The following is a 21,237-nucleotide window of genomic DNA, read 5'->3' as shown; positions in this document are numbered from 1 at the left end:
TCATCCCTTCAGCGCTTCCAGCTGGTCCACGAACCACCGCGCCGGCGGCAGGGCCGTGGCCGCCGCCGCGAGGCGCTTGCCGCGCTCGGCCCGCTCCTCCGGGCGCATCGACAGCGCCTCGTGCAGGGCCGCGGCCGTGCCCGTGATGTCGTAGGGGTTGACCGTGATCGCGTCCTCGCCGAGCTCCTCGTGCGCCCCGGCCTCCCGGGACAGCACCAGCGCGCAGCCCGCGTCGGAGACCACCGGGACCTCCTTGGCGACCAGGTTCATGCCGTCGCGGATGGGGTTGACCAGAGCCACGTCGGCCAGCCGGTAGGCGGCCAGGGAGCGGGCGAAGTCGTCCTTGACGTGCAGCACGACCGGCGTCCAGCCCGGTGTGCCGAACTCGGCGTTGATCTCGTCCGCCAGGCGCTGCACCTCGGCCGTGTAGTCCCGGTACACGGCGAGGTCCTGCCGCGAGGGGTAGGCGAAGGCGACGTGCACCACGCGTTCGCGCCACTCGCCGTGGGCCTGGAGCAGCCGCCGGTAGGCCAGCAGGCCGCGCACGATGTTCTTCGACAGCTCGGTGCGGTCGACCCGGACGATGGTGCGGCGGCCCTCGCCGATCTCCTCGCGCAGCGCGGCCATCCGCTCCTCGACGTCCGGCCGGTGCGCGCGCTCGCGCAGGAAGTCCGCGTCGGCGCCCAGCCCGTGCACGCCGATGCGCGTGCCGCCGAGCCCGCCAGCGAACCGCTCGGCGCACGCGGTGAACGCGTCCGCCCAGCGCTGGGTCAGGAAGCCCAGCCGGTCCGCGCCGAGCATGCCGCGCAGCACCTGCCCGGCCACGTCGTCCGGCAGCATCCGGAAGTACTCGGGCGGCGCCCACGGCGTGTGCGAGAAGTGGCCGATCCTCAGGTCCGGGCGCAGCTCGCGCAGCATGCCCGGCACCAGCGTCAGGTGGTAGTCCTGCACCACGACCACCGCGCCCTGCGCCGCCTCCTCGGCCAGCGCCTCGGCGAACGCCCGGTTGTACGTCTCGTACGACGCCCACTGGCGCCGGAACTCCGCGTCGAAGACCGGCTCCAGCGGCGTCTGGTAGAGCATGTGGTGCACGAACCACAGCACCGAGTTGGCGATGCCGTTGTAGGCGTCGGCGTGCACGTCGGCCGGGATGTCCAGCATCCGCACGCCGTCCTCGCCGGCCCCGCGCCGGACCGCCTCCCGGTCGCCGTCGGACAGCGCGGAGCACACCCACAGCGCGTCCGCGTCCGAGCCGATCGCGGAGAGCCCCGAGACCAGCCCGCCGCCGCCCCGCTTGGCGTCCAGCGAACCGTCCTCACCGACCGTGTAGGAGACCGGGCCCCGATTGGAGGCCACCAGTACCCGTGCAGAACCGTGCGTCGAACCCATAGGCCTCAACCTAGCCCGGCCTGTAAACGCTCAAACGTACGGACTTGCCGCGTCCGGCCGAAAACGGCCCCGGTCAGGCCGCCTTCCGTGCCTGGTACTCGGCGATCTCCACCATCGGCGGACGTTCCTCGGTGTCGACGGAGTACGTGCGCGGCTCGAAGCCGTCCCCGCCCCGCTCGAACTGGGTCAGGGACGGCCGGATCAGATGCCCCCGGGCCAGCCGCAGCTGCGCGGTGCGGTAGATCTCGGCGGCCATCCGGCCCAGCGCCTGCCCGTCCTGGTGCCGGTGCTTGCGCACCCCGACGTCCACCTGGGCGAGGGCGTCCAGGCCCACCAGGTGCAGGGCGTCGACCAGCATGCCCAGTTCGACCCCGTAGCCGACGGGGAACGGCAGCTGTTCGAGGAGCGAGCGGCGGGCCGCGTACTCCCCGCCCAGCGGCTGCACGAACCCGGCCAGCTGCGGCCAGTGCATGTTGAGCAGCGGGCGCGCCATCAGCTCCGTGACCCGGCCGCCCTGCCCGGCGGCACCGCCCAGGGGCCGGTCGTACATGCCCTTGACCAGGTGCACGTCCGGGTCGGTCAGCAGCGGGCCGACGATCCCCGAGACGAAGTCGGACGAGAAGTCCCGCAGGTCCGCGTCGATGAAGCAGACGATGTCGCCGCGCGTGACGAGCAGCGAGCGCCACAGCACCTCGCCCTTGCCGCGCACGGCCGGGACGCGCGGGAGTATCGCGTCGCGGTGCGCCACCGTCGCGCCCGCCGCGGCGGCCACCTGGGCGGTGCGGTCGGTCGATCCCGAGTCCACGACGACGAGCTCGTCGACGAGCGGGACCTGGAGCATCAGGTCGTGCCGGATGACGGAGGCGATGTCGCCGACCGTCTCCTCCTCGTTCAGCGCGGGCAGCACCACACTGACCGTGCGGCCCGTGCGCTGCTTGGCTGCCATGATCCGGTGGAGCGGGCGTTCGTTCGCGGACCAGGAACGGGTGCTCAGCCAGCGCTCGACTTCTTCCAGCACCGTGGCGGCTCCTTAGCGTTCTCTCGGCGGGACGGAATGTGACGCGTCTCGCGGTTCGGACGACTATCTCAACTGTCCTGGTCGTCGGTTACAGTCTTGAACAACGCGGGTGACCATCGCATGTCCGGGGTCGGCCGTCGTTCACAACCACATACAGCTCATCCAGAGGGGCAGAGGGAAACGGCCCGATGAAGCCCCGGCAACCCTCCAGTCGGTTCTCGTAGGTCACTGGCGACCACAGCGCGAGGCTCCCGGCTAGGGAAGGTGCCAAATCCGTCTCACGGCGAGATGCGTCGTGAGGAAGATGAGGAGAAAGGGCCTCGCCTCACATGGCTGTGCAGACTGTTGCAAGCACCACGAACTCCACCGTAGACCTCGGCCCGGCCGCCGCCCTGAGCTGCCGCGAGTGCGGTCACCGCGTGCCCCTCGGCCCGGTCTTCGCCTGCGAGGAGTGTTTCGGCCCGCTGGAGATCGCCTACGACTTCTCGGCCTACGACACCGAGGAGCTGCGCAAGAAGATCGAAGCGGGCCCCGCGAACATCTGGCGTTACGCCCCCCTGCTGCCGGTCCCGGCCGACGTGGCGGACAAGCCGAACCTCAACCCGGGCTGGACCAAGCTCGTCCAGGCCGACAACCTCGCGCGCGAGCTGGGCGTCGACGCCGGCAAGCTCTTCGTCAAGGACGACTCCGGCAACCCGACGCACTCCTTCAAGGACCGCGTCGTCGCGCAGGCCCTGGAGGCCGCCCGCGCCTTCGGTTTCACCACCCTCTCCTGCTCCTCCACCGGCAACCTGGCCGGTGCGGTGGGTGCCGCAGCGGCCCGCGCCGGCTTCCGCTCCTGCGTGTTCATCCCGCACGACCTGGAGCAGGGCAAGGTCGTCATGGCCGCGGTCTACGGCGGCGAGCTCGTCGGCATCGAGGGCAACTACGACGACGTGAACCGCTTCTGCTCCGAGCTGATCGGCGACCCGGCCGGCGAGGGCTGGGGCTTCGTCAACGTCAACCTGCGGCCGTACTACGCCGAGGGCTCCAAGACGCTGGCGTACGAGATCTGCGAGCAGCTCGGCTGGCGGCTGCCCGACCAGATCGTGGTGCCGATCGCCTCCGGCTCGCAGCTCACGAAGATCGACAAGGGGCTCCAGGAGCTGATCAAGCTCGGGCTCGTCGAGGACAGGCCCTACAAGATCTTCGGCGCGCAGGCGCTCGGCTGCTCGCCGGTGTCGACGGCGTTCAAGGCCGGGCACGACGTGGTGCGGCCGCAGAAGCCGGACACGATCGCCAAGTCGCTGGCGATCGGCAACCCGGCGGACGGGCCGTACGTGCTGGACATCGCGCGGCGCACGGGCGGTGCGGTGGAGGACGTGACGGACGAGCAGGTCGTCGACGCGATCAAGGTCCTTGCCAGGACCGAGGGGATCTTCGCGGAGACCGCCGGTGGGGTGACCGTGGGTGTCACCAGGAAGCTGATCGAGGGCGGGCTGCTGGATCCGTCGAAGACGACTGTGGTGCTCAACACCGGGGACGGTCTGAAGACGCTGGACGCGGTGGCGGGCACGGGGCTCACGGCGACCATTCGGCCCAGCCTGGAGTCGTTCCGCGAGGCCGGGCTCGTCTGATCGTTGCCATCTGCGGGCCGGTGGGGGTTGTTCGCGCAGTTCCCCGCGCCCCTGGGTTCGTCACCAACCGGAGGTTTTGAAGTCATGAGCGTCACCGTTCGCATCCCCACCATCCTGCGCACCTACACCGGCGGGCAGGCCGAGGTCGCCGCCGAGGGGGCGACCCTGGGCGAGGTCATCGCCGATCTGGAGAAGAACCACACCGGGATCGCCGCGCGCGTGCTGGACGACCAGGGGAAGCTGCGCCGGTTCGTCAACGTGTACGTGAACGACGACGACGTGCGGTTCGAGCAGGGGCTGGAGACGGCCACCCCGGACGGTGCCGGCGTGTCGATCATCCCGGCCGTCGCCGGGGGCTGAGCCCGTCCCGACCGGTCGACCGGCTTGATTGTTACCTGGAGTAATGCCGGTCACGGAGAGTTCATCGAATTGCCCCCACCGTGAGAGAAGCGGAGGGGGCAATTCTGTGTGATTGAGCGCGGTACAGTTGGGGAACGCGATCCCGATCCCCTGATCGGAACCCTGAATTCCTGCCGCGAGCCCGACAAGATGTAGCCAAAGTGTGCTTGTCTTTCGCGGCTTTTGCGCATTTTGTGTGGCCCGACTTGCCCTGAATTCGGGCGAATTCTCCCCACATTCCGGACCCTGCGCGTCCAGAATTCTCGTCCGATTGACCTGTTGCAGACGGCAGTTGGACAGATACATTCAGCCGCGGTCGACGCGTTCCGGCGCACGCCCCCAACCGTGGGGGGTGAGGTCTGACCCGGGTCCGCGAAGTGTGGATCTGTGCAAGGGCCAGTAATAGGGGAGTTAGGCATGGCTCAGGGCACCGTCAAGTGGTTCAACGCGGAGAAGGGGTACGGCTTCATCGCGGTCGACGGTGGTGCGGATGTTTTCGTCCACTACAGCGCGATCCAGATGGACGGCTACCGCACCCTGGAAGAGGGCCAGCGGGTCGAGTTCGAGATCTCGCAGGGCCAGAAGGGCCCGCAGGCCGACATGGTTCGCGTCACCGCCTGAACGCGCACCACGACCAACGCGCAAGCGACCGGTCTTCTCAGAAGGGCTCGCATCCCCCGGGATGCGGGCCCTTCGGCCTGTTCGCAGGGGGTGCCGGGGGGTGTTCGCGGGTGGCTGACGCACCGGCCCGATCCCGGGGAGGCGCTTGCACTCGCCATGCCCGAGTGCTAATCATTGCGTTAGCACTCTGAAGGTGAGAGTGACAACGTAAGGACCGGGTCGGTGAGGCCACGGACCAGGTGGGGCAAGGAACCACCGGTCGGGGGCCGTCCGTCGCGGGCGCGGGCGCGGTCCGAAGTAATCACCCCCAGTCCTGGAGGGACCACTTCACATGGCCAAGATCATCGCGTTCGACGAGGAGGCGCGGCGCGGCCTCGAGCGCGGCATGAACCAGCTCGCGGACGCCGTGAAGGTGACGCTCGGCCCCAAGGGCCGCAACGTCGTCCTCGAGAAGAAGTGGGGCGCGCCCACGATCACCAACGATGGTGTCTCCATCGCCAAGGAGATCGAGCTCGAGGACCCGTACGAGAAGATCGGCGCCGAGCTGGTCAAGGAAGTCGCCAAGAAGACGGACGACGTCGCCGGTGACGGTACGACCACGGCGACCGTCCTCGCCCAGGCCCTGGTGCGCGAGGGTCTGCGCAACGTGGCCGCCGGTGCCAACCCGATGGCCCTCAAGCGCGGTATCGAGAAGGCCGTCGAGGCCGTCTCCGCCGCCCTGCTGGAGCAGGCGAAGGACGTCGAGACCAAGGAGCAGATCGCCTCCACGGCCTCCATCTCCGCCGCCGACACCCAGATCGGCGAGCTCATCGCCGAGGCCATGGACAAGGTCGGCAAGGAAGGCGTCATCACCGTCGAGGAGTCCCAGACCTTCGGTCTGGAGCTGGAGCTCACCGAGGGTATGCGCTTCGACAAGGGCTACATCTCGGCGTACTTCGCCACCGACATGGAGCGTATGGAGGCCGTCCTCGACGACCCGTACATCCTGATCGCCAACTCCAAGATCTCCAACGTCAAGGACCTGCTCCCGCTCCTGGAGAAGGTCATGCAGTCGGGCAAGCCGCTGCTGATCATCGCCGAGGACGTCGAGGGCGAGGCCCTGTCGACCCTGGTCGTCAACAAGATCCGCGGCACCTTCAAGTCCGTCGCCGTCAAGGCCCCGGGCTTCGGCGACCGCCGCAAGGCGATGCTGCAGGACATCGGCATCCTCACCGGCGGCGAGGTGATCTCCGAGGAGGTCGGCCTCAAGCTGGAGAACGCCACGCTCGACCTGCTGGGCAAGGCCCGCAAGGTCGTCATCACCAAGGACGAGACCACCATCGTCGACGGTGCCGGCTCCGCCGACCAGGTCCAGGGTCGCGTGAACCAGATCCGCGCCGAGATCGAGAACAGCGACTCGGACTACGACCGCGAGAAGCTGCAGGAGCGCCTGGCGAAGCTCGCCGGCGGTGTCGCGGTCATCAAGGCCGGTGCCGCCACCGAGGTGGAGCTCAAGGAGCGCAAGCACCGCATCGAGGACGCCGTGCGCAACGCCAAGGCGGCCGTCGAGGAGGGCATCGTCGCCGGTGGTGGCGTGGCCCTGCTGCAGGCCTCCCAGGTCTTCGAGAAGCTGGAGCTCGACGGTGACGAGGCGACCGGCGCCAACGCCGTGAAGCTCGCGCTGGAGGCCCCGCTGAAGCAGATCGCCGTCAACGGTGGTCTCGAGGGCGGCGTCGTCGTGGAGAAGGTCCGCAACCTTCAGGTCGGCCACGGCCTGAACGCCGCGACCGGCGAGTACGTCGACATGATCGCCGAGGGCATCATCGACCCGGCGAAGGTGACGCGTTCCGCGCTGCAGAACGCCGCCTCCATCGCCGCGCTGTTCCTCACCACCGAGGCCGTCATCGCCGACAAGCCGGAGAAGGCCGCCGCGCCGGCCGGCGGCGGCATGCCGGGCGGTGACATGGACTTCTGATCGACTGAGTCGGTCAACGTCCTTTCGGAGGGCGGCACTTCCTGCTCCGGCAGGGGGTGCCGCCCTTCGGCGTGTGCGGGATCACAGGGGGCACGGGATGGCGGCGGCGGGCCGCATGGTTGAACCTGGGGTCCGATGCACGTGCACATACTGCCTGGTATGAGCATACTGTCCGGTATCCGAAGGAGCCCCCACGTGACCGTCGCCTCCCGTGCCGCCGAAATCCTGTCCCGGCCCGTCACCCTGGGCGGTCTGACCGTCCCCAACCGGATCGTGATGGCGCCCATGACGCGCATGTTCTCCCCGGGCGGCGTGCCCGGCGAGGACGTCGTCTCCTACTACGCGCGCCGCGCCGCCGCCGGAGTCGGGCTGATCGTCACCGAGGGCACCTACGTCGGGCACGAGTCGGCCGGGCAGAGCGACCGCGTGCCGCGGTTCCACGGCGAGGAGCAGCTGGCGGGCTGGGCGAAGGTCGCCGAGGCGGTGCATGCCGCGGGCGGCAGGATCGTGCCCCAGCTGTGGCACATCGGCATGGTCCGCAAGCAGGGCGAGCCGCCCGTCGCGGACGCCCCCGCCGTCGGCCCCTCCGGGCTGCGCATCGGCGCCGACGAGCCCACCGGCAAGGCCATGACGCAGGCCGACATCGACGCCGTCGTCGGTGCCTTCGCCGAGGCCGCCGCGGCCGCCGAGCGCATCGGCTTCGACGGTGTGGAGCTGCACGGCGCCCACGGCTACCTGCTCGACCAGTTCCTGTGGCAGGGCACCAACCGCCGCACCGACGCCTACGGCGGCGACCGGGTGGCCCGCACCAGGTTCGCGGCGGAGATCGTCGCGGCCGTCCGCGAGAGCGTCTCGCCCGGCTTCCCCGTCATCTTCCGCTACTCGCAGTGGAAGCAGGACGTCTACGGCGCCCGCCTCGCCGAGACCCCGGAGGAGCTGGAGTCCATCCTCACCCCGCTGGCCGCCGCCGGAGTCGACGCCTTCCACGCCTCCACGCGCCGCTACTGGCTGCCCGAGTTCGACGACTCGGACCTGAACCTCGCCGGCTGGACCAAGAAGCTCACCGGCAAGCCCGCCATCACCGTCGGCTCCGTCGGCCTCGACGGCGACTTCGTCAAGGCCTTCCAGGGCCAGGGCGCCGAGCTGGGCGACCTCGACAACCTCCTGGACCGCTTCGAGCGCGACGAGTTCGACCTGGTCGCCGTCGGCCGCGCCCTGCTCCAGGACCCGCAGTGGGCCGAGAAGGTCCTCGCCGGCCGCTTCGACGAGCTGGCGCCGTACGACGCGGCGTCGCTGAAGACCCTCAGCTGACACGGAGGTCCGCCCACGGGTGCCTGGATCCGGTTGCCTCGGTCAAGGACACTGGCCGAGCGCCTGATCACCGGCATCCGTGAGGAGACCCAGATGACGACGACCGAGCCCCGCCCGCCCGCGGACGGCCCCTGCGAGCAGCCCGGACCGGTGGTGCGCACCACCGCCGGTGCGGTGCGCGGACGCCGCGAGGAGGGGCTCGCGGTCTTCCGCGGCATACCCTTCGCCGCACCGCCGGTGGGCGAGGCCCGCTTCCGGGCGCCGCGCCCCGCCCTGCCCTGGGACGGCGTACGGGAGGCGTACGCCTTCGGCCCGCCGCCCCCGCAGGACCTCGGCCTGATGGGCGGCCCGAACCTGTTCCACGTCCCCCAGGGCGACGACTGGCTCACGGTCAACGTCTGGACCCCCGACCCCGACCCGGCCGCCCGCCGCCCGGTCATGGTGTGGATCTACGGCGGTGCCTACAAGCTCGGCCACGCCGGCAGCCCCGGCTACGACGCCCGGCACATCGCGGCCGACGGCGACGTGGTGGTCGTCACCCTCAACTACCGCGTCGGCATGGAAGGGTTCGCCCACATCGAGGGGGCGCCCGCCAACCGGGGCCTGCTCGACCAGGTGGCCGCGCTGGAGTGGGTGCGCGACAACATCGCGGCGTTCGGCGGGGACCCCGAGCAGGTGACGGTCTTCGGCGAGTCCGCGGGCGCGGGGTCGGTGGCCTCGCTGCTGGTGATGGACCGCGCGGCCGGACTGTTCCGGCGGGCGATCGCGCAGAGCGTGCCGGGGACGTTCTTCTCCGCCGCGCTGGCCCGGGACATCGGCACGGCCCTGGCCGCCGAGGTGGGCCTGCGCCCCACGGTCGCCGACCTGTCGTCGGTGGAACCGCGGCGGTTGACGGCGGCGGGGGAGGCCCTGGGCCCGAAGATGCCGCAGCACCTCGATCGCTGGGGGCAGGCGGCACCCACCGTGACCCCCTTCTCCCCGGTGGTCGACGGCGAGGTCCTCCCGGCGACACCCTGGCAGGCCCTGGCGTCCGGAGCGGCGCAGGACGTCGACCTGCTCGTCGGCCACAACCGCGACGAGTACCGCCTCTTCGTCGCCCTGGCCGGGCAGCTGGGCCAGATCGGCGACGAGCGGGCGGGCGCGGCCCTGCGCCTGTTCGCCCCCGGCCCCGACGGGGCAGCGGCCTACCGCGCGGCCTACCCCGGCGCTTCCCCGGGCGAGCTGTACGAACGCGTCCAGACGGACTGGCTCTTCGCCATGCCCTCCCTGCACCTGGCCGAGGCGCACCGAGCGGGCGGCGGCAGCGCGCACGTATACGAACTGACCTGGCCGGCCCCCGGCAACGGCGGCGCGCTCGGCGCCTGCCACGGCCTGGACATCCCGCTGCTGTTCGGCACGTACGGGGCCGACCTGGGCGCCCTGCTGTTCGCGGGGACCGAACCGTCCGCCGAGGCCTTGGCGCTGTCGGCCCGCTTCCGCTCCTCCTGGACGGCGTTCGCGAGGACGGGCGACCCGGGCTGGCCCGCGTACGACGATCAGCGGCGGCTGGTGCAGGTGCTGGACGCGGAGCCGGTGGTCACGGCCTACCCGGAGGAGACCGCGCGGCGCCTGTGGCAGGGGCACGACTTCGAGGCCCTGCCCCTGCTGTGACCTACAGGTTGCCCATCGGCTCGATGTCGATCCGCACCGGTGTGCCCCACACCCGCAGCACCTCGTAGTCCGTGAACTCGTGCACCAGCCGGTACGCCATGGCGGCCCGGGGCGCGCGGCGCTGGGCAGCGATGTACAGCTCGGCCTCGCGGCGGTCCCGGCGCGGGGTGCCGCACAGCTGCCACGTCTGGCCGTTCCACAGCTCCGGCAGCCAGCGCTGCTGGGGCTGCGGGCGGTCGCCGCGCACGCCGTACCGCGACGGTGCGGGCTCGGACAGCGGCTGGTGGGGAGCGGGCCCGTTGAACTCGTTCCGGCGGGCGGCCCGGCGCCGGGTCTCGCACAGCAGGCACAGGTCGGGGGCGGCCTCGTCGACCGGGCCGTTGGGATGCTCGGGGCACCGGGTGCTGGGCGCGGCGTTCGAGACGCTCTCCTCCAGCAGGTCGAGGGCCCGCCGCAGATCCGCCTTCACCTCGTGCAGTTTGGCGTCCGGGGTGTCGCCGGTGAGGGCCTCCCCGTGTTCACCGAGGAGCCGGAGGGCACGGCCGAGTGCGGTCAGCTGGGCGTGGTTCATACCGTCCATTGTCCCCAGCCGGCGGATTCTTCTCCCGGCGGCGTTGGTCCATCGCTGCGCGGATCCTGGCCGCGTGATCGTGTACGGACGGGGCGGGCAGGGGTGCGGGGGGTTGCGCGGGGGCGCTCTCACCCCGGCAGGCGCTGCAACGCCCTCCCGGCAGGGACTCCGGGCGTCCCGGGGCGCCGCAGTTCGCGCACTCCAGCACGCGCAGGGGCGGACGCGGGGCCGGTGGGGGCGGGAGCTTGCCGGTCAGGCGGGTGCGGACCAGGGCGGCGGGGTGGTGGACGGGTGTGGGCAGACCGGCCGTGAGGGCGTGCAGCACGTCGTCCTCCGAGGCGCCCCGCTCGAACCATTCCGTCACCAGGGGGGCGAGCGCCGCGCAGTCGGCCTGGGAGAGCGACAGCACGGGAGCGGTGCGGCCGAGGGCGGCCAGGAGGATGTGCGCCCGGGAGCGGGTGGGGCGCGGCGGTTCCCTCGGCACGTCCCCGCGGGTGAAGGCCGCCCACCAGTCGTCGTCCCGGGCCGTGCGGGACCACCACGATCGGGTGATCCAGCGGGAACTCCCGTCGTCGGCCGTGACGCACTCCCGGCCCCGGCGCAGATGCCCTGCCTGCTGGAGGCGGTTGAGGGCGGTGCTCAGGGCGCACTGGCCGTACGGCAGCTGTTTGGCCAGCGTCTTCACCGAGATGTCGGCGCCGTCGGGGAGGCGGTCGAGGTAGGCGGCGATGGCGGCTTCGCGGGGTGGGAGGTGGGCGAAGTCGTGCGCTGCGGGACGGAGTTGACCGGGAGTGGAGCGCTTGCCGTAGCCGGGGTTGGCCATGGGGTGCGCGGAGGGGAGGGCAGCACTAAAGTGGGCGTCAGCCATGGGATCGGTCTCTTCGATCTCGTTGGTTAAGCCCCCGCAGGTGTTGCCGCACCGGGCGGGGGCTGTTGCTTGTCCAGGAACGTTAGAGGTACGTGACTGTCCGTGGCAAGCCGGACGCGTGGCGTCAACTCGCGGGGTGGGAGGGCGGGTTGAGGCCCGCCTCCCACTCCTTGAAAGGAGGGCTCGAAGCCCGGGTCCCGAAGCTCAGGCCGTCCCGTCCTTGAGGTTCGCGACGAACGCGGCCCAGGCGGTGGCCCGGAACACGAGCTTCGGGCCGTGGGGGTTCTTGGAGTCGCGGACGGGGACGACTGCGGCTTGGCCGTTCGCCATCTCCAGGCAGTCGCCGCCGCTGCCGCCGCTGTAGCTGGACTTGTGCCAGGTGGCCTCAGTGATGCTCCTCATGGCCGTAATCCTGCGCGATGTCCTCGATGAGGGCCAGGGAGTCGGCCGGGGAGAGGGCGCAGGCCGTGAGGAGCTGGAACGTGCGCCGCTGGTACCGGACGGTGGTCGGGTCGTCCTCCAGCCGTCCCGTGCCGACTCCCTCGAAGTACAGCAGCGGAGGCGCGTCCTCGAAGTGCATCAGCTTCATGGAGCCCTCCATCGACGCGTGCGCGCCCGCGCCGAACGGCAGCACCTGCACGATGACCCGGTTGCGGCGCACCAGGCCGGCGACGTGACGCAGGGCCTCTGCCATCACCTCCCGGCCGCCGGTCCGCCGACGCAGGGCGGCCTCGTCAAGCACCGTCCACAACAGAGGGCCTGTTGGATCGTCGAGAAGGGCCGCCCTGTCCATGCGGGCCGCCACCAACTCCTCGATGACCTCCGCCGGTGCCGTCGGCCGGTACGCACGGAACACGGCCCGTGCGTACGCGGGCGTCTGCAGCAGCCCGGAGATCAGAAGCGGCGCGTACTGCCGGATCTCCGTGGCCTCCGCCTCCGCCTCCACCGCCTCCGCGAAATGCTCCGGATACCTCGACTTCGCCGCCGCCCCGCAGTGCCGCTGGAAGAAGTCCTCCGTCCCTAGCGCCTCGTCCAGCAGGCGCGCGTACTCCCGCTGCATCCTGCGCGTGCCCGCCTCCAGCTGGCCGATGAACGAGCCGCTCACGAAGAGCCGCTGGCCGAGTTCCTCCTGGCTGAGGCCGGCCTTCTCGCGGGCGTGGCGGAGTTCGGCGCCCAGGAGGGCCCGCGGTGAGGAGGAGGGGTCGAGGTCCCTGGGTCCGGGCATGGGCAACTCCCTGTCGTACACATCGGGTTGTTGGACCGCCGTATCTGGCCAGGTTAGAGGCGCCTCGGACACGCTGGGTGGCGAATCGTCAACTCAGCGTGGAGGTAGGGAAGCGTGCGCTCGACCGAAGAGATCGTGGAGTCACTGCGGGACGCACTCGCGGGAGTCGGTGTCGTGCTGCCGTCCCTGTGCGTCGACCCCGTCACGGCCGTGCGGGACGAGCCGTTCGCCCTGGTCGATCTGGGGCGGTGCAACGTGCGGACGGCCGAGCACCTGACCGACGTGCTGCGGTCGCTGCCCGTCGGGGAGGCGCTGCGGGCCCGCGTGCGGCAGGTCAATCGGGAGGTGAAGTCGCGGTGAAACGACAGTGATCGGCGGGTGGACTACAACCATTGGCCCGGCATCGTCGTCGAACAGGCGTATCGCGCGTACACCCCGGCGTCCGCCCCACCGCACGCCACTCCGGAAGACCGATTTCCTCAGAGAAAGCCTGCCATGACGCTCCGTTGGTGGTGCGGTGTCCTGCGTGTGCGTGGGAAGACCGACCTGTTTCTCGTACTCCTGTTCGCCGCCGCTTTCGCCGCCCTGCCCGTCTTCGCGCTGCTCCCGTCGCTGTGGGGCTTTGCCGCCGCCTCGGCCGTGAGTTACGCCGCCGACGAGGTGCTGCACACCCGTGCTCCCGCCTTCGTGCGGCGGCTGGCCGCGCTGCAACTGACGCGGACCATGCGGTTCGCCGTGCGGACGGTGATGCTGCTCGCCCTCGCCGACCGGATGGACGCGCCCGGTGCCGTGCTGGTGACCGCGCTGGCCGTGTTCAGCGTGCACTTCGCGCTGGTCGTGCTGTACACGGCCGTGCATCACGCCATCCGGCGCCGGCGGGTCCTGCCGGTGGTCGTGCGCAACCTCGACATGAGCGGGGCGGGCATCCCCGAGGCGCCGCCCGCCCTCCTCTACCGGCGTTTCCTGCGCAAGCTGCTGCACCTGGACCTGCCGGCGCACGCCGGAGTGCTCACCGCACTCGCCGTGGGGGCGTGGCGGCCCGCCGCTGCCGGGTTCGCGCTGACCGCCGGGCTGACGGTGGCGGCCGTGCTGGCGCTGCTGGGACAGTTGCGCCGGGCGCGGCGGATGCCGTCGGACGACGAGGTGATCGCCGAGGTGAACCGCCAACTGGCCGCATACCGGCCCGAGGTGGCGCTGTACTTCAGCTTCGCGTCCGTCTCCCGGGACTTCATGTACCAGGTGAACATGTGGATCGAGACGCTGGAGCAGCTCGACCGGAGGCCGCTGATCATCCTGCGGGAGCGGGCCTCGTTCCGCTATCTGAGCCGTACGTCGATCCCGGTGCTGTGCGTGCCGAAGGCCGACGACGTGGCCCAGCTGGAACTGCCCGAGCTGCGGGTCGTGCTCTATCCCGGCAACGCGGGCAAGAACGTGCACATGCTGCGGGTCGCCGAGGCCAAGCACGTCTTCATCGGGCACGGCGACAGCGACAAGCTCGCCAGCAGCAACCGGGTGAGCAAGGTGTACGACGAGATCTGGGTCGCCGGGCGGGCCGGGCGCGACCGGTACCAGCGGGTGCGGCACGCCATCAGCGACTCCGCGATCGTCGAGGTGGGCCGTCCGCAGCTGTCGTCGATCCGGCTGCACGCGGACCACCTGCCCGGGCCGCTGCCGACCGTCCTGTACGCGCCCACCTGGGAGGGCTGGAGCGACGACGACTGTCACACGTCCCTGATCCCGATGGGCGTGACGCTGGTCGAGAAGCTGCTCGCGGAGAACGTACGGGTCCTCTACAAGCCGCATCCGCTCACCGGCAAGCGCTCGCGCGCCGCGGCCGAAGCCGACCGGGCGATCCGGGAGTTGCTGCGCGCGGACAACGAGCGGCGCGACGGGGAACGGGGTGACCGTGAGCGTGTGGAGGCCGCCGTCGCCGCCGCCCGGCCGCGGCTCGCGGAGATCCAGGCCCGGCTCGCCGAGCTGTCGGGGCGGCTCGACGGCGACGACGCCCAGCAGACCCGCGAGGCCCGGCTGCCCGACCGCAGCGGCGAGGCCGAGTGGCACGAGCTGCGGGCCGAGTGGCACCGGATCTTCTGGGAGAGCCGGGGCGCGGTGCGGCACCAGGTGATCGTCCGGCAACTGCCCACGCTCTACGAGTGCTTCGACCAATCCGACCTGCTCGTCAGCGATGTGTCGTCCGTGGTCGCGGACTTCGTGGCGAGCCTCAAGCCGTACGTCCTGACCAACGCCGACGACCTGTCCGACGAGGCCTTCCGGGCCGCCTACACCACCGCCGGGGGCGCCTACCTCCTGGACCGGGAGTGCGTCCGGCTGCCGGAGATCCTCCGCGCGGTCCGCGCACCCCTGCACGACCCGATGGCACCGGAGCGCCGCGTCCTCAAGGAGTACGTGCTGGGCCCGGACCGCCCGACCTCCATGGACCGCTTCAACGCGGCCGTCAACGCCCTGGCCGACCGGGCCGCGGCGGAGCGGGAGCAGCAGGAGCGGGAGCAGCGAGCGGGGGAGCGGGAGGCGGTCGTCCAGCTCTCCGGCTGAGCGGAGTGCCTCGGTCCTAGCGGCTGATCCGGGACGCCAGGCCCTCGAAGTAACTGCGGTGCAGGGCCGTCAGGTCCACCTGTTCGGGGTCCAGGAGCCACAGCAGGTGGGCCCCTTCGAGGAACGCGGCCGTCTCCGCCGCCAGGAGGGCCGGGTCCAGGTCCGTGCGGGCCGAACCGTCGGCCGCGGCACGGGTGAACAGGGCGACCAGGTGCGCTCTCAGGGCCCGGCCGCGGTCGCGGAACCAGGTGTGGAGCCCGGAGCCGGGATCGAGGTTCTCGGCGGTGAGGGTGGTGTGCAGGGCGGCCAGTTGCCGTTCGGTCGCGGCGGTGTGCTCGGCGTCCCGGACGAACCAGGCGAACGCCTGCTCCAGCGTGGGTTCGGCGTCCTTCGTGGCGGACAGCCGCTCCAGGGCCCGCCGGTCGGCCTCCTCCAGCACGGCCTGGACCAGGGCGTCCTTGCTGCCGAAGTGGTGGATCAGGGCGGACGGGGTGGCGCCCACGCGTTCGGCGATCGCGGCCACCCCCGTGCCGCGCACGCCCTGCCGTGCGAACAACTCGATCGCCGCGTCCACGATCGCGCGACGGCGCTCCACGCCGCGCTTCTGCACCTGCCCTTTCACGCCTGCCATGAGGTCAGCCTGCCCGGCCGGCCTCGTGGCGTCCAGCTTTTTCCGGCACGGCCGTGCCGGAAAAACGGGTGCGCATCCGCTCCCCCCTCATTAATCTGAACGACCATGCAGGAAAATGAAGCCAAGAACGACACCACGTACCTGACCGGCCGCGAGCGCATGGTCGCCTCGGCCGGACTCGACCTGTGGACCGAGGAGTTCGGCGATCCGGACCACCCGGCGGTGCTCCTCGTGATGGGCGCCCAGGCGCAGGGCATCCAGTGGAACGACGGCATCGTCCGCCGCCTGGTCGCCGGGGGCCGCCGGGTCGTCCGCTACGACCACCGGGACACCGGCCGCTCCTCCACGGTCGACTTCGCCGCGCATCCCTACACCGTCGCCGACCTGGCCTCCGACGCGCTCGCCGTCCTGGACGCCCTCGGGGTGGCACGCGCCCACGTGGTGGGCGCCTCGCTGGGCGGCGTCATCGGCCAGCTGCTGGCCGTGACCCACCCGGACCGGGTGCTGACCCTGACGAGCCTGTCCTCCCAGCCGCTCGGCACGGACGCGGCGGCGGCCGTGCAGCGGGCCATGGAGGGGGCGCCCCCGCTTCCCGGCGAACTGCCCCCGCCCACGCCCGAACTGCTGGCCGCGCTCGTCGCGTCCTTCCCCGAGCCGCAGGCGGGCCTGGAGGGACACCTCGCCGCCCGGCTGCCGCTGTGGCGGGTGCTGCACGGGCCGGTGCTGCCGTTCGACGAGGAGGAGTACCGGGCCGTGGAGCGCCGGGCGTACGAGCGGGCGCGGGATCCGCGGGCCGCGCTCAACCACGCCTTCGCCGGGGCCACACCGGTGGGCTCCACGGCGGAGCTGGCCTCCGTCACGGCACCCGCGCTCGTCCTGCACGGCACCGAGGACCCGATGTTCCCGCCCGCCCACGCCGAGGCCACCGCCGCCGCCCTGCCCGGAGCCCGCCTCGTCCTGATCGAGGGCATGGGCCACACCCTGCCCGCCGCGCTGGACGACCGTCTGGCCGGCGAGATCCTGCGCCACACGGCCGTCACCGCCGTCTGACGGCGGGTCCTACGGGCGGGCCTCCAGGGCCGCCCGCAGGTGCCCGCCGGACTCCTCCAGCAGCCGGGCCGCCGTCGGGCCGTCCACTCCGGCCAGGATCGTCAGGATCGCGTGCTTCACCTCGCCGTCGGTGGCGGCCAGGGCCCGCTCGATCTCCTCGTCCCCGGCGCCGGTGGCGAGGGCGACGATCCGGTGGGAGCGGGCCCGGAGCTTGTCGTTGGAGGCCCGGACGTCGACCATCAGGTTCCCGTACGTCTTGCCCAGCCGGATCATCGTGATCGTCGACAGCATGTTGAGGACGAGCTTCTGCGCCGTGCCGGCCTTCAGGCGGGTGGACCCGGTGAGCAGTTCGGGTCCGACGACGATCTCGATGCCGTGCTCGGCGGCGGCCGCCAGGGGGCTGCCCGGGTTGCAGGACAGGCCGACGGTGAGGCAGCCGCAGTCCCGGGCGTGCTCGACCGCGCCGACCGCGTAGGGCGTGCGGCCCGACGCCGAGATGCCGACCACCGTGTCGTCGGGGGTCAGGCCGAGGGGCTCCAGATCGGCCCGGGCCAGTTCCCGGGAGTCCTCGGCACCCTCGACCGAGGTGACCACGGCCCCCGGACCGCCCGCGATCAGGCCGACGACCCGGGAGGGGTCGGTGTTGAAGGTGGGCGGGCACTCGGAGGCGTCGAGGACGCCGAGCCGGCCCGCCGTGCCCGCGCCCGCGTAGACCAGGCGGCCGCCCCGGGCCATCCGCCGCGCCACGGCGTCGATCGCGGCGGCGATCTCGGGCAGCCGGGCCGCGACCGCCCCGGCGACGGTCGCGTCCTCGCCGTTCATCAGCCGCGCGATGTCCAGCGTGGGCAGCCGGTCGATGTCCGCCAGGTCCGGCCGGAAGGCCTCGGTGGTCAGGGACTCCAACTCGGCTCGGACGTCACGGGGGTCGGAGGTGGAGGTCATGGACGGCTCTTTCCGTGTCTTTCCGGTGCTGGGCGGGGCGGCGGCCTCAGGGACGGTGCCGGTGGGCCAGCGCCTCGTACGAAGCCGACAGCGCCGGCGCCGCCGTCTCGTACGTCCGCTGCGCCACCCCCACGAACAGGCAGTCCACCACGAGGAGCTGGCCGGTCCGGGACGACATGGCCGCGGGGCGCAGCTCGCTCTCGCGCGCGGTGGAGGTGGTGAGGACGTGGTCGGCGTACTGCGTGACCGGGCCGTCCGGGCGGCCGGTGATCGCCACGGTCGTCGCCCCGCGCTCGAAGGCGACCCGCAGCGGCTCGATGACGTCCCCGGTCGACCCGGAGTGCGTGATGGCGATCGCCACGTCGCCCGCGCGCAGTTGCACGGCGTTGGTGACGGCCAGGTGCGGGTCGCTGTGGGCGTGTGCCATCAGCCCTATGCGCAGCAGCTTCTGCGTCAGGTCCTGGGCGACGAGCCCGGACGCCCCGACCCCGTACACATCGGTGCGGCGGGCGGCGGCCAGGGCGGTGACGGCCGCGCCCAGCTGGGCCGTGTCCAGCCCGGCGGCGGTGTCGGCGAGGGTCTGCTGCTCGTCGTAGGCGAGCTTGGCGACCACGTCGGCGATCGGGTCGTCCACCGCGATGTCGGTCGTGATGGCCGGGGCGCGGCCGGACTGCTGCTGCGCGGCGAGCCCGGCGAGCGCCAGCCGCAGGTCCCGGTAGCCCGGATAGCCCAGCAGCCGGGCGGTGCGCACGACGGTCGCCTCGCTGGTGCCGGTGAGTTCGGCGAGGCCGGTGACCGTGAGCGCAGCGCAGCCGGCCGGGTCGCCCGCCACGGCCTCGGCGACACGCTGCATGGAACGCGTCATCGACGGTGCGAGCGTGCGGACCTTGGCCGCGAGGGCGGCGGGGGCCGGCGGGGTGCCGCCCGGGCCGCCCCGCTCCCTGGCGAAAATTTCCTTCACTCTCTGGGTCACCCCTGAAAGATATTTTCGGCTCGGCGCCGGGGTCAAGAGTGCGCACAATGGGGGCATGGACCCCATCAGCCCCCTGGAGCAGACGCTGCACGCCGCGCGCGCCCTCGTGCTCGCCGACCTCGTCGCGGGACGCGTCGCCGACGCCGACGTCGTGTCGCTGGTGGAGCAGTCCATCACCCAGCGGCGCTGGTGGGTCGAGCAGTGGCCGGAGGGCGCGCAGTTCGTCGCCGGCCTGGTCGCGCAGGACGTCCAGGACGCCCTGCTGGAGCGGTACGGCCGCTGGCCGCTGTGCCCCGTGTGCGGCACGGGCGAGCCGCACGCGCTCGACGTGGAACCGGAGTTGGGGCCCGACCCGCACTGGGTGTGCACCGAGGCCGGGGTGAAGGTCGCGGCGGTGGGATCGCTCGGCGAGGCCCTCGGCGGGCCCGCGTCCTCGTGAGACCGGCGTGACGATCTACATCGACCCGCCCACCTGGCCCGGCCACGGCCGCCTGTGGTCCCACCTGGTCAGCGACGTCTCCTACGACGAACTCCACACCTTCGCCGCCCGCCTGGGCGTGCCCCGCCGCGCCTTCGAGCGCGACCACTACGACATCCCCGCCCAGCGGTACGCGGAGGTGGTCGCCGCAGGGGCCGTGGAGGTCAGCAGCCGCGAGGTGGTGCGGCTGCTGCACGGGGCGGGGCTGCGGCGGCGCAAGGGACGCTACCGGTCGCCGGACGCGCCCAGCTCGTAGGCCAGGTGCTCGGGGTCCTCGGCGACCTGGGCGAAGCCGGCCCGCGCCAGGACGTTCTGCGAGGGCAGGTTGGCCCGCTCGACGTTGGCGACGACGACCCGCACCTCCGGCCGGTCCAGCGCCCAGGACGACAGCGCGCGCAGGGCCTCGGTGGCGTAGCCGCGGCCGCGGGCCGCCTCGACGAGGTCGTAGCCGATCTCCACCCGGCCCGACGCGTCCGGGACGCCGTGGAACCCCATGGCGCCGAGTGCGCGGCCGTCCTCCCGGCGGACCAGGACGTACATCCCCCACTCCGGCCGGTGGACGCCGTCCTCGTACTGCTTGTACACCAGTCCGGCGCCGACCCGGGTGCCCTCGATCGGCCCGCCGTCGAGCCAGGCGAAGCCGCCCTCGCCGACCGTGGACAGATCGTCGGCCGCCGCCGGGGTGACGCCCTGAAGGGTGAGCCGCTCGGTCTCGACGACCAGGTTGTTGCTCCACCGCCACTGCGTCACGGGCGCGCGCCCGGGCAGGTCGCCGCGGGCGGTGGCCCACAGCAGGGTCCGCCAGGGCGTGGGGCCGGGCTGGACGTGCGGGAAGATCCGGGTGAGGACGAAGTCGCACAGCGCCGGGTCGGGTTCGTAGGCGACGCCGAGTCCCTCGGCGATGTCGTGGGTGTGCAGCAGCACCTCGGCCACGCCCATGGCGGCGAACCCCTCGCGGTTCGCGCTGCGGAAGGGATACGGATGGAAGGCCCGCACCTCGCGCGGGGTGGTCCGGACCGCGGCGGCCAGCAGCGTGCCCATCGTGCCGATCACCCGCAGCACGCCCGCGTTGTCGGTGCCCTCCTCCAGAGCGATCTCGAACGGGCCGTACGCCTCGGTCTCCCGCCCCGCGAGCTGCCCCGCGTACGCGATCAGATCGTCCGCGATGTGCACCGCGGTCTCCCGGCAGCTCCACTCCAGCCGCCCGGCCCGCACCCCTGTCCAGTCCCGCCCGGCGACCGCCCCCAGCACGCCCACGCACTCGGCGACGGCCCGTTCCACCTGCTCCGCACCCGTTGTCCACATGGCGGGCAGGCTACGAGGCATCCAGGGGTGGGAGCGACAGCATTTCCAGCTCGGCGGTGAGGTTGTAGCGGGCCGTCGCCTCCCAGTGCTCCGCCCCGTACGGGGTGCGGAACAGCCGGGGCAGCGCGAGGAGTTGGCGCAGGATCGCGGCCCGGCCCGTGCGGAAGGCGTCGTTGGGGACGAAGTGGTACTCCTCGCGGACCGCGGTGGTGTAGACGGCGTACGCCGACGGCGGCGAGGCCAGGACCGCCAGGTCGGCGTCGCACAGGACCCGGCCGTCGGGGTCCTCGTCCGCCGGGTCGTGCGTGACGGTGAGCCGGACCAGCCGGGCCACCTCGGCCGTCTTCGCGTCCGGTACCCCGGCTTCCGCCAGGGCCCGTTCGGCGAGCCGCGCGGAGCGTTCCTCGTTCTCGGAGCGGTCGGGCAGGTAGACCGCGTCGTGGAACCAGGCCGCCAGCCGGACCACCTCCGGATCCCGCGCGTACTCCTCCAGCACGTCGACGCGGTCCAGGACCGCCGTGAGGTGCTCGACCGTGTGGTAGCGGCGCTGCGGCTCCTGCCAGCGGCCGAGCAGGTCCTCGGCGTACGGCGCCGGGTCGGGACCGCCGCCCGGCCCCCGGGCCGCTTCCAGGGTGCGGGCGAAGCGGGTGCGCAGGGTGTCGAGATCGGCCATGGGGTCATTC

General features: G+C 72.1%; 21 protein-coding genes, 1 pseudogene and 1 riboswitch. Of the genes and pseudogenes, 11 read left to right on the top strand and 11 right to left on the bottom strand.

What is annotated here, in order from left to right; genetic code table 11:
- Both ACIGAQ_RS32075 and ACIGAQ_RS32070 read right to left on the bottom strand, forming a co-directional pair.
- Complete coding sequence (locus ACIGAQ_RS32075; RefSeq protein WP_362281017.1) at positions 1-1,389, bottom strand: trehalose-6-phosphate synthase; 1,389 nt, start codon at positions 1,387-1,389, stop codon at positions 1-3.
- Between the two features lie 73 nt (positions 1,390-1,462).
- Positions 1,463-2,407, bottom strand: a complete 945-nt coding sequence (locus tag ACIGAQ_RS32070; RefSeq protein ID WP_362281020.1) for a glucosyl-3-phosphoglycerate synthase — start codon at positions 2,405-2,407, stop codon at positions 1,463-1,465.
- 155 nt (positions 2,408-2,562) lie between these two features.
- Positions 2,563-2,718, top strand: a riboswitch (SAM riboswitch).
- 18 nt (positions 2,719-2,736) lie between these two features.
- Here ACIGAQ_RS32070 and thrC point away from each other — a divergent pair.
- The 6 genes from thrC to ACIGAQ_RS32040 all read left to right on the top strand — a co-directional run bounded on the left by thrC (position 2,737) and on the right by ACIGAQ_RS32040 (position 9,958).
- A complete protein-coding gene (gene thrC, locus ACIGAQ_RS32065; RefSeq protein ID WP_399789179.1) occupies positions 2,737-4,023 on the top strand; it encodes a threonine synthase in 1,287 nt (428 codons plus the stop codon).
- Positions 4,024-4,107: 84 nt separating this feature from the next.
- On the top strand, positions 4,108-4,383 hold the full coding sequence (locus tag ACIGAQ_RS32060; protein ID WP_010035955.1) for a ubiquitin-like small modifier protein 1: 276 nt from the start codon (positions 4,108-4,110) through the stop codon (positions 4,381-4,383).
- A 456-nt stretch (positions 4,384-4,839) separates the two neighbouring features.
- Positions 4,840-5,043, top strand: coding sequence for a cold-shock protein (locus ACIGAQ_RS32055; protein ID WP_004986573.1), 204 nt, complete (start codon positions 4,840-4,842; stop codon positions 5,041-5,043).
- A gap of 331 nt (positions 5,044-5,374) precedes the next feature.
- Positions 5,375-6,997 (top strand): chaperonin GroEL, encoded by a 1,623-nt coding sequence (groL, locus tag ACIGAQ_RS32050; RefSeq protein ID WP_037759437.1) that lies wholly within the window; start codon positions 5,375-5,377, stop codon positions 6,995-6,997.
- 159 nt (positions 6,998-7,156) lie between these two features.
- Positions 7,157-8,308: an NADH:flavin oxidoreductase gene (locus tag ACIGAQ_RS32045; RefSeq protein WP_399789174.1), complete on the top strand. Its 1,152-nt coding sequence runs from the start codon at positions 7,157-7,159 to the stop codon at positions 8,306-8,308.
- Between the two features lie 93 nt (positions 8,309-8,401).
- Entirely contained in the window at positions 8,402-9,958 is a 1,557-nt protein-coding gene (locus ACIGAQ_RS32040) for a carboxylesterase/lipase family protein (RefSeq protein ID WP_399789171.1), read from the top strand.
- 1 nt (position 9,959) lies between these two features.
- Here the strand turns inward: ACIGAQ_RS32040 and ACIGAQ_RS32035 are convergent, their stop codons facing one another.
- The 4 genes from ACIGAQ_RS32035 to ACIGAQ_RS32020 form a co-directional block, all read right to left on the bottom strand.
- On the bottom strand, positions 9,960-10,529 hold the full coding sequence (locus ACIGAQ_RS32035) for a hypothetical protein (protein WP_399789168.1): 570 nt from the start codon (positions 10,527-10,529) through the stop codon (positions 9,960-9,962).
- Positions 10,477-11,352: a hypothetical protein gene (locus ACIGAQ_RS32030; RefSeq protein WP_399789433.1), complete on the bottom strand. Its 876-nt coding sequence runs from the start codon at positions 11,350-11,352 to the stop codon at positions 10,477-10,479. The genes ACIGAQ_RS32035 and ACIGAQ_RS32030 overlap by 53 nt, the downstream gene beginning before the upstream one ends.
- Positions 11,353-11,601: 249 nt before the next feature.
- A complete protein-coding gene (locus tag ACIGAQ_RS32025) occupies positions 11,602-11,799 on the bottom strand; it encodes a DUF397 domain-containing protein (RefSeq protein ID WP_311681373.1) in 198 nt (65 codons plus the stop codon).
- Positions 11,783-12,622: a Scr1 family TA system antitoxin-like transcriptional regulator gene (locus ACIGAQ_RS32020; RefSeq protein ID WP_399789165.1), complete on the bottom strand. Its 840-nt coding sequence runs from the start codon at positions 12,620-12,622 to the stop codon at positions 11,783-11,785. Before ACIGAQ_RS32020 ends, ACIGAQ_RS32025 begins: the two co-directional genes overlap by 17 nt.
- A gap of 114 nt (positions 12,623-12,736) precedes the next feature.
- Between ACIGAQ_RS32020 and ACIGAQ_RS32015 the strand changes: the two are divergent.
- A pseudogene (locus tag ACIGAQ_RS32015) lies at positions 12,737-12,928 on the top strand (hypothetical protein); the annotation flags it as partial.
- Between the two features lie 189 nt (positions 12,929-13,117).
- Positions 13,118-15,175, top strand: coding sequence for a hypothetical protein (locus ACIGAQ_RS32010; protein ID WP_399789162.1), 2,058 nt, complete (start codon positions 13,118-13,120; stop codon positions 15,173-15,175).
- A 16-nt stretch (positions 15,176-15,191) separates the two neighbouring features.
- Here the strand turns inward: ACIGAQ_RS32010 and ACIGAQ_RS32005 are convergent, their stop codons facing one another.
- The gene (locus ACIGAQ_RS32005; protein WP_311681378.1) at positions 15,192-15,806 is read right to left on the bottom strand and encodes a helix-turn-helix domain-containing protein; all 615 of its coding nucleotides are present in this window, start codon (positions 15,804-15,806) and stop codon (positions 15,192-15,194) included.
- 105 nt (positions 15,807-15,911) lie between these two features.
- Between ACIGAQ_RS32005 and ACIGAQ_RS32000 the strand changes: the two genes are divergently transcribed.
- Entirely contained in the window at positions 15,912-16,856 is a 945-nt protein-coding gene (locus ACIGAQ_RS32000; protein WP_399789158.1) for an alpha/beta fold hydrolase, read from the top strand.
- Positions 16,857-16,865: 9 nt separating this feature from the next.
- Here ACIGAQ_RS32000 and murQ read toward each other — a convergent pair whose 3' ends face one another.
- Together murQ and ACIGAQ_RS31990 are read right to left on the bottom strand one after the other, a co-directional pair.
- On the bottom strand, positions 16,866-17,798 hold the full coding sequence (murQ, locus tag ACIGAQ_RS31995) for an N-acetylmuramic acid 6-phosphate etherase (RefSeq protein ID WP_399789155.1): 933 nt from the start codon (positions 17,796-17,798) through the stop codon (positions 16,866-16,868).
- A 46-nt stretch (positions 17,799-17,844) separates the two neighbouring features.
- Positions 17,845-18,771 carry a MurR/RpiR family transcriptional regulator gene (locus ACIGAQ_RS31990; protein WP_311681382.1) on the bottom strand — a complete coding sequence of 309 codons (927 nt, stop codon included), beginning with the start codon at positions 18,769-18,771 and terminating at the stop codon, positions 17,845-17,847.
- Between the two features lie 55 nt (positions 18,772-18,826).
- Between ACIGAQ_RS31990 and ACIGAQ_RS31985 the strand changes: the two genes are divergently transcribed.
- Positions 18,827-19,210 (top strand): hypothetical protein, encoded by a 384-nt coding sequence (locus ACIGAQ_RS31985; RefSeq protein ID WP_094055588.1) that lies wholly within the window; start codon positions 18,827-18,829, stop codon positions 19,208-19,210.
- Positions 19,211-19,217: 7 nt separating this feature from the next.
- Complete coding sequence (locus tag ACIGAQ_RS31980) at positions 19,218-19,505, top strand: DUF4031 domain-containing protein (RefSeq protein ID WP_311681383.1); 288 nt, start codon at positions 19,218-19,220, stop codon at positions 19,503-19,505.
- Here ACIGAQ_RS31980 and ACIGAQ_RS31975 read toward each other — a convergent pair.
- Together ACIGAQ_RS31975 and ACIGAQ_RS31970 are read right to left on the bottom strand one after the other, a co-directional pair.
- Entirely contained in the window at positions 19,475-20,530 is a 1,056-nt protein-coding gene (locus ACIGAQ_RS31975) for a GNAT family N-acetyltransferase (RefSeq protein ID WP_399789430.1), read from the bottom strand. The two genes, ACIGAQ_RS31980 and ACIGAQ_RS31975, sit on opposite strands and share 31 nt — an antisense overlap.
- 34 nt (positions 20,531-20,564) lie before the next feature.
- A complete protein-coding gene (locus ACIGAQ_RS31970) occupies positions 20,565-21,227 on the bottom strand; it encodes a hypothetical protein (RefSeq protein ID WP_399789151.1) in 663 nt (220 codons plus the stop codon).
- Positions 21,228-21,237: the final 10 nt, after the last annotated feature.

This window comes from Streptomyces sp. NPDC085932 (assembly GCF_044540525.1).
In the GTDB taxonomy this organism is placed as follows: domain Bacteria; phylum Actinomycetota; class Actinomycetes; order Streptomycetales; family Streptomycetaceae; genus Streptomyces; species Streptomyces levis.
Note: the sequence above shows the minus strand (reverse complement) of the source record. Positions and strands in the feature narration are given on the sequence as shown.

Coding starts and splice junctions, on each gene's coding strand:
- ACIGAQ_RS32075 (WP_362281017.1), bottom strand. CDS start 1,389: ATGGGTTCGACGCACGGTTCTGCACGGGTACTGGTGGCCTCCAATCGG.
- thrC (WP_399789179.1), top strand. CDS start 2,737: ATGGCTGTGCAGACTGTTGCAAGCACCACGAACTCCACCGTAGACCTC.
- ACIGAQ_RS32060 (WP_010035955.1), top strand. CDS start 4,108: ATGAGCGTCACCGTTCGCATCCCCACCATCCTGCGCACCTACACCGGC.
- ACIGAQ_RS32055 (WP_004986573.1), top strand. CDS start 4,840: ATGGCTCAGGGCACCGTCAAGTGGTTCAACGCGGAGAAGGGGTACGGC.
- groL (WP_037759437.1), top strand. CDS start 5,375: ATGGCCAAGATCATCGCGTTCGACGAGGAGGCGCGGCGCGGCCTCGAG.
- ACIGAQ_RS32045 (WP_399789174.1), top strand. CDS start 7,157: ATGAGCATACTGTCCGGTATCCGAAGGAGCCCCCACGTGACCGTCGCC.
- ACIGAQ_RS32040 (WP_399789171.1), top strand. CDS start 8,402: ATGACGACGACCGAGCCCCGCCCGCCCGCGGACGGCCCCTGCGAGCAG.
- ACIGAQ_RS32035 (WP_399789168.1), bottom strand. CDS start 10,529: ATGAACCACGCCCAGCTGACCGCACTCGGCCGTGCCCTCCGGCTCCTC.
- ACIGAQ_RS32030 (WP_399789433.1), bottom strand. CDS start 11,352: ATGGCCAACCCCGGCTACGGCAAGCGCTCCACTCCCGGTCAACTCCGT.
- ACIGAQ_RS32025 (WP_311681373.1), bottom strand. CDS start 11,799: ATGAGGAGCATCACTGAGGCCACCTGGCACAAGTCCAGCTACAGCGGC.
- ACIGAQ_RS32020 (WP_399789165.1), bottom strand. CDS start 12,622: ATGCCCGGACCCAGGGACCTCGACCCCTCCTCCTCACCGCGGGCCCTC.
- ACIGAQ_RS32010 (WP_399789162.1), top strand. CDS start 13,118: ATGACGCTCCGTTGGTGGTGCGGTGTCCTGCGTGTGCGTGGGAAGACC.
- ACIGAQ_RS32005 (WP_311681378.1), bottom strand. CDS start 15,806: ATGGCAGGCGTGAAAGGGCAGGTGCAGAAGCGCGGCGTGGAGCGCCGT.
- ACIGAQ_RS32000 (WP_399789158.1), top strand. CDS start 15,912: ATGCAGGAAAATGAAGCCAAGAACGACACCACGTACCTGACCGGCCGC.
- murQ (WP_399789155.1), bottom strand. CDS start 17,798: ATGACCTCCACCTCCGACCCCCGTGACGTCCGAGCCGAGTTGGAGTCC.
- ACIGAQ_RS31985 (WP_094055588.1), top strand. CDS start 18,827: ATGGACCCCATCAGCCCCCTGGAGCAGACGCTGCACGCCGCGCGCGCC.
- ACIGAQ_RS31970 (WP_399789151.1), bottom strand. CDS start 21,227: ATGGCCGATCTCGACACCCTGCGCACCCGCTTCGCCCGCACCCTGGAA.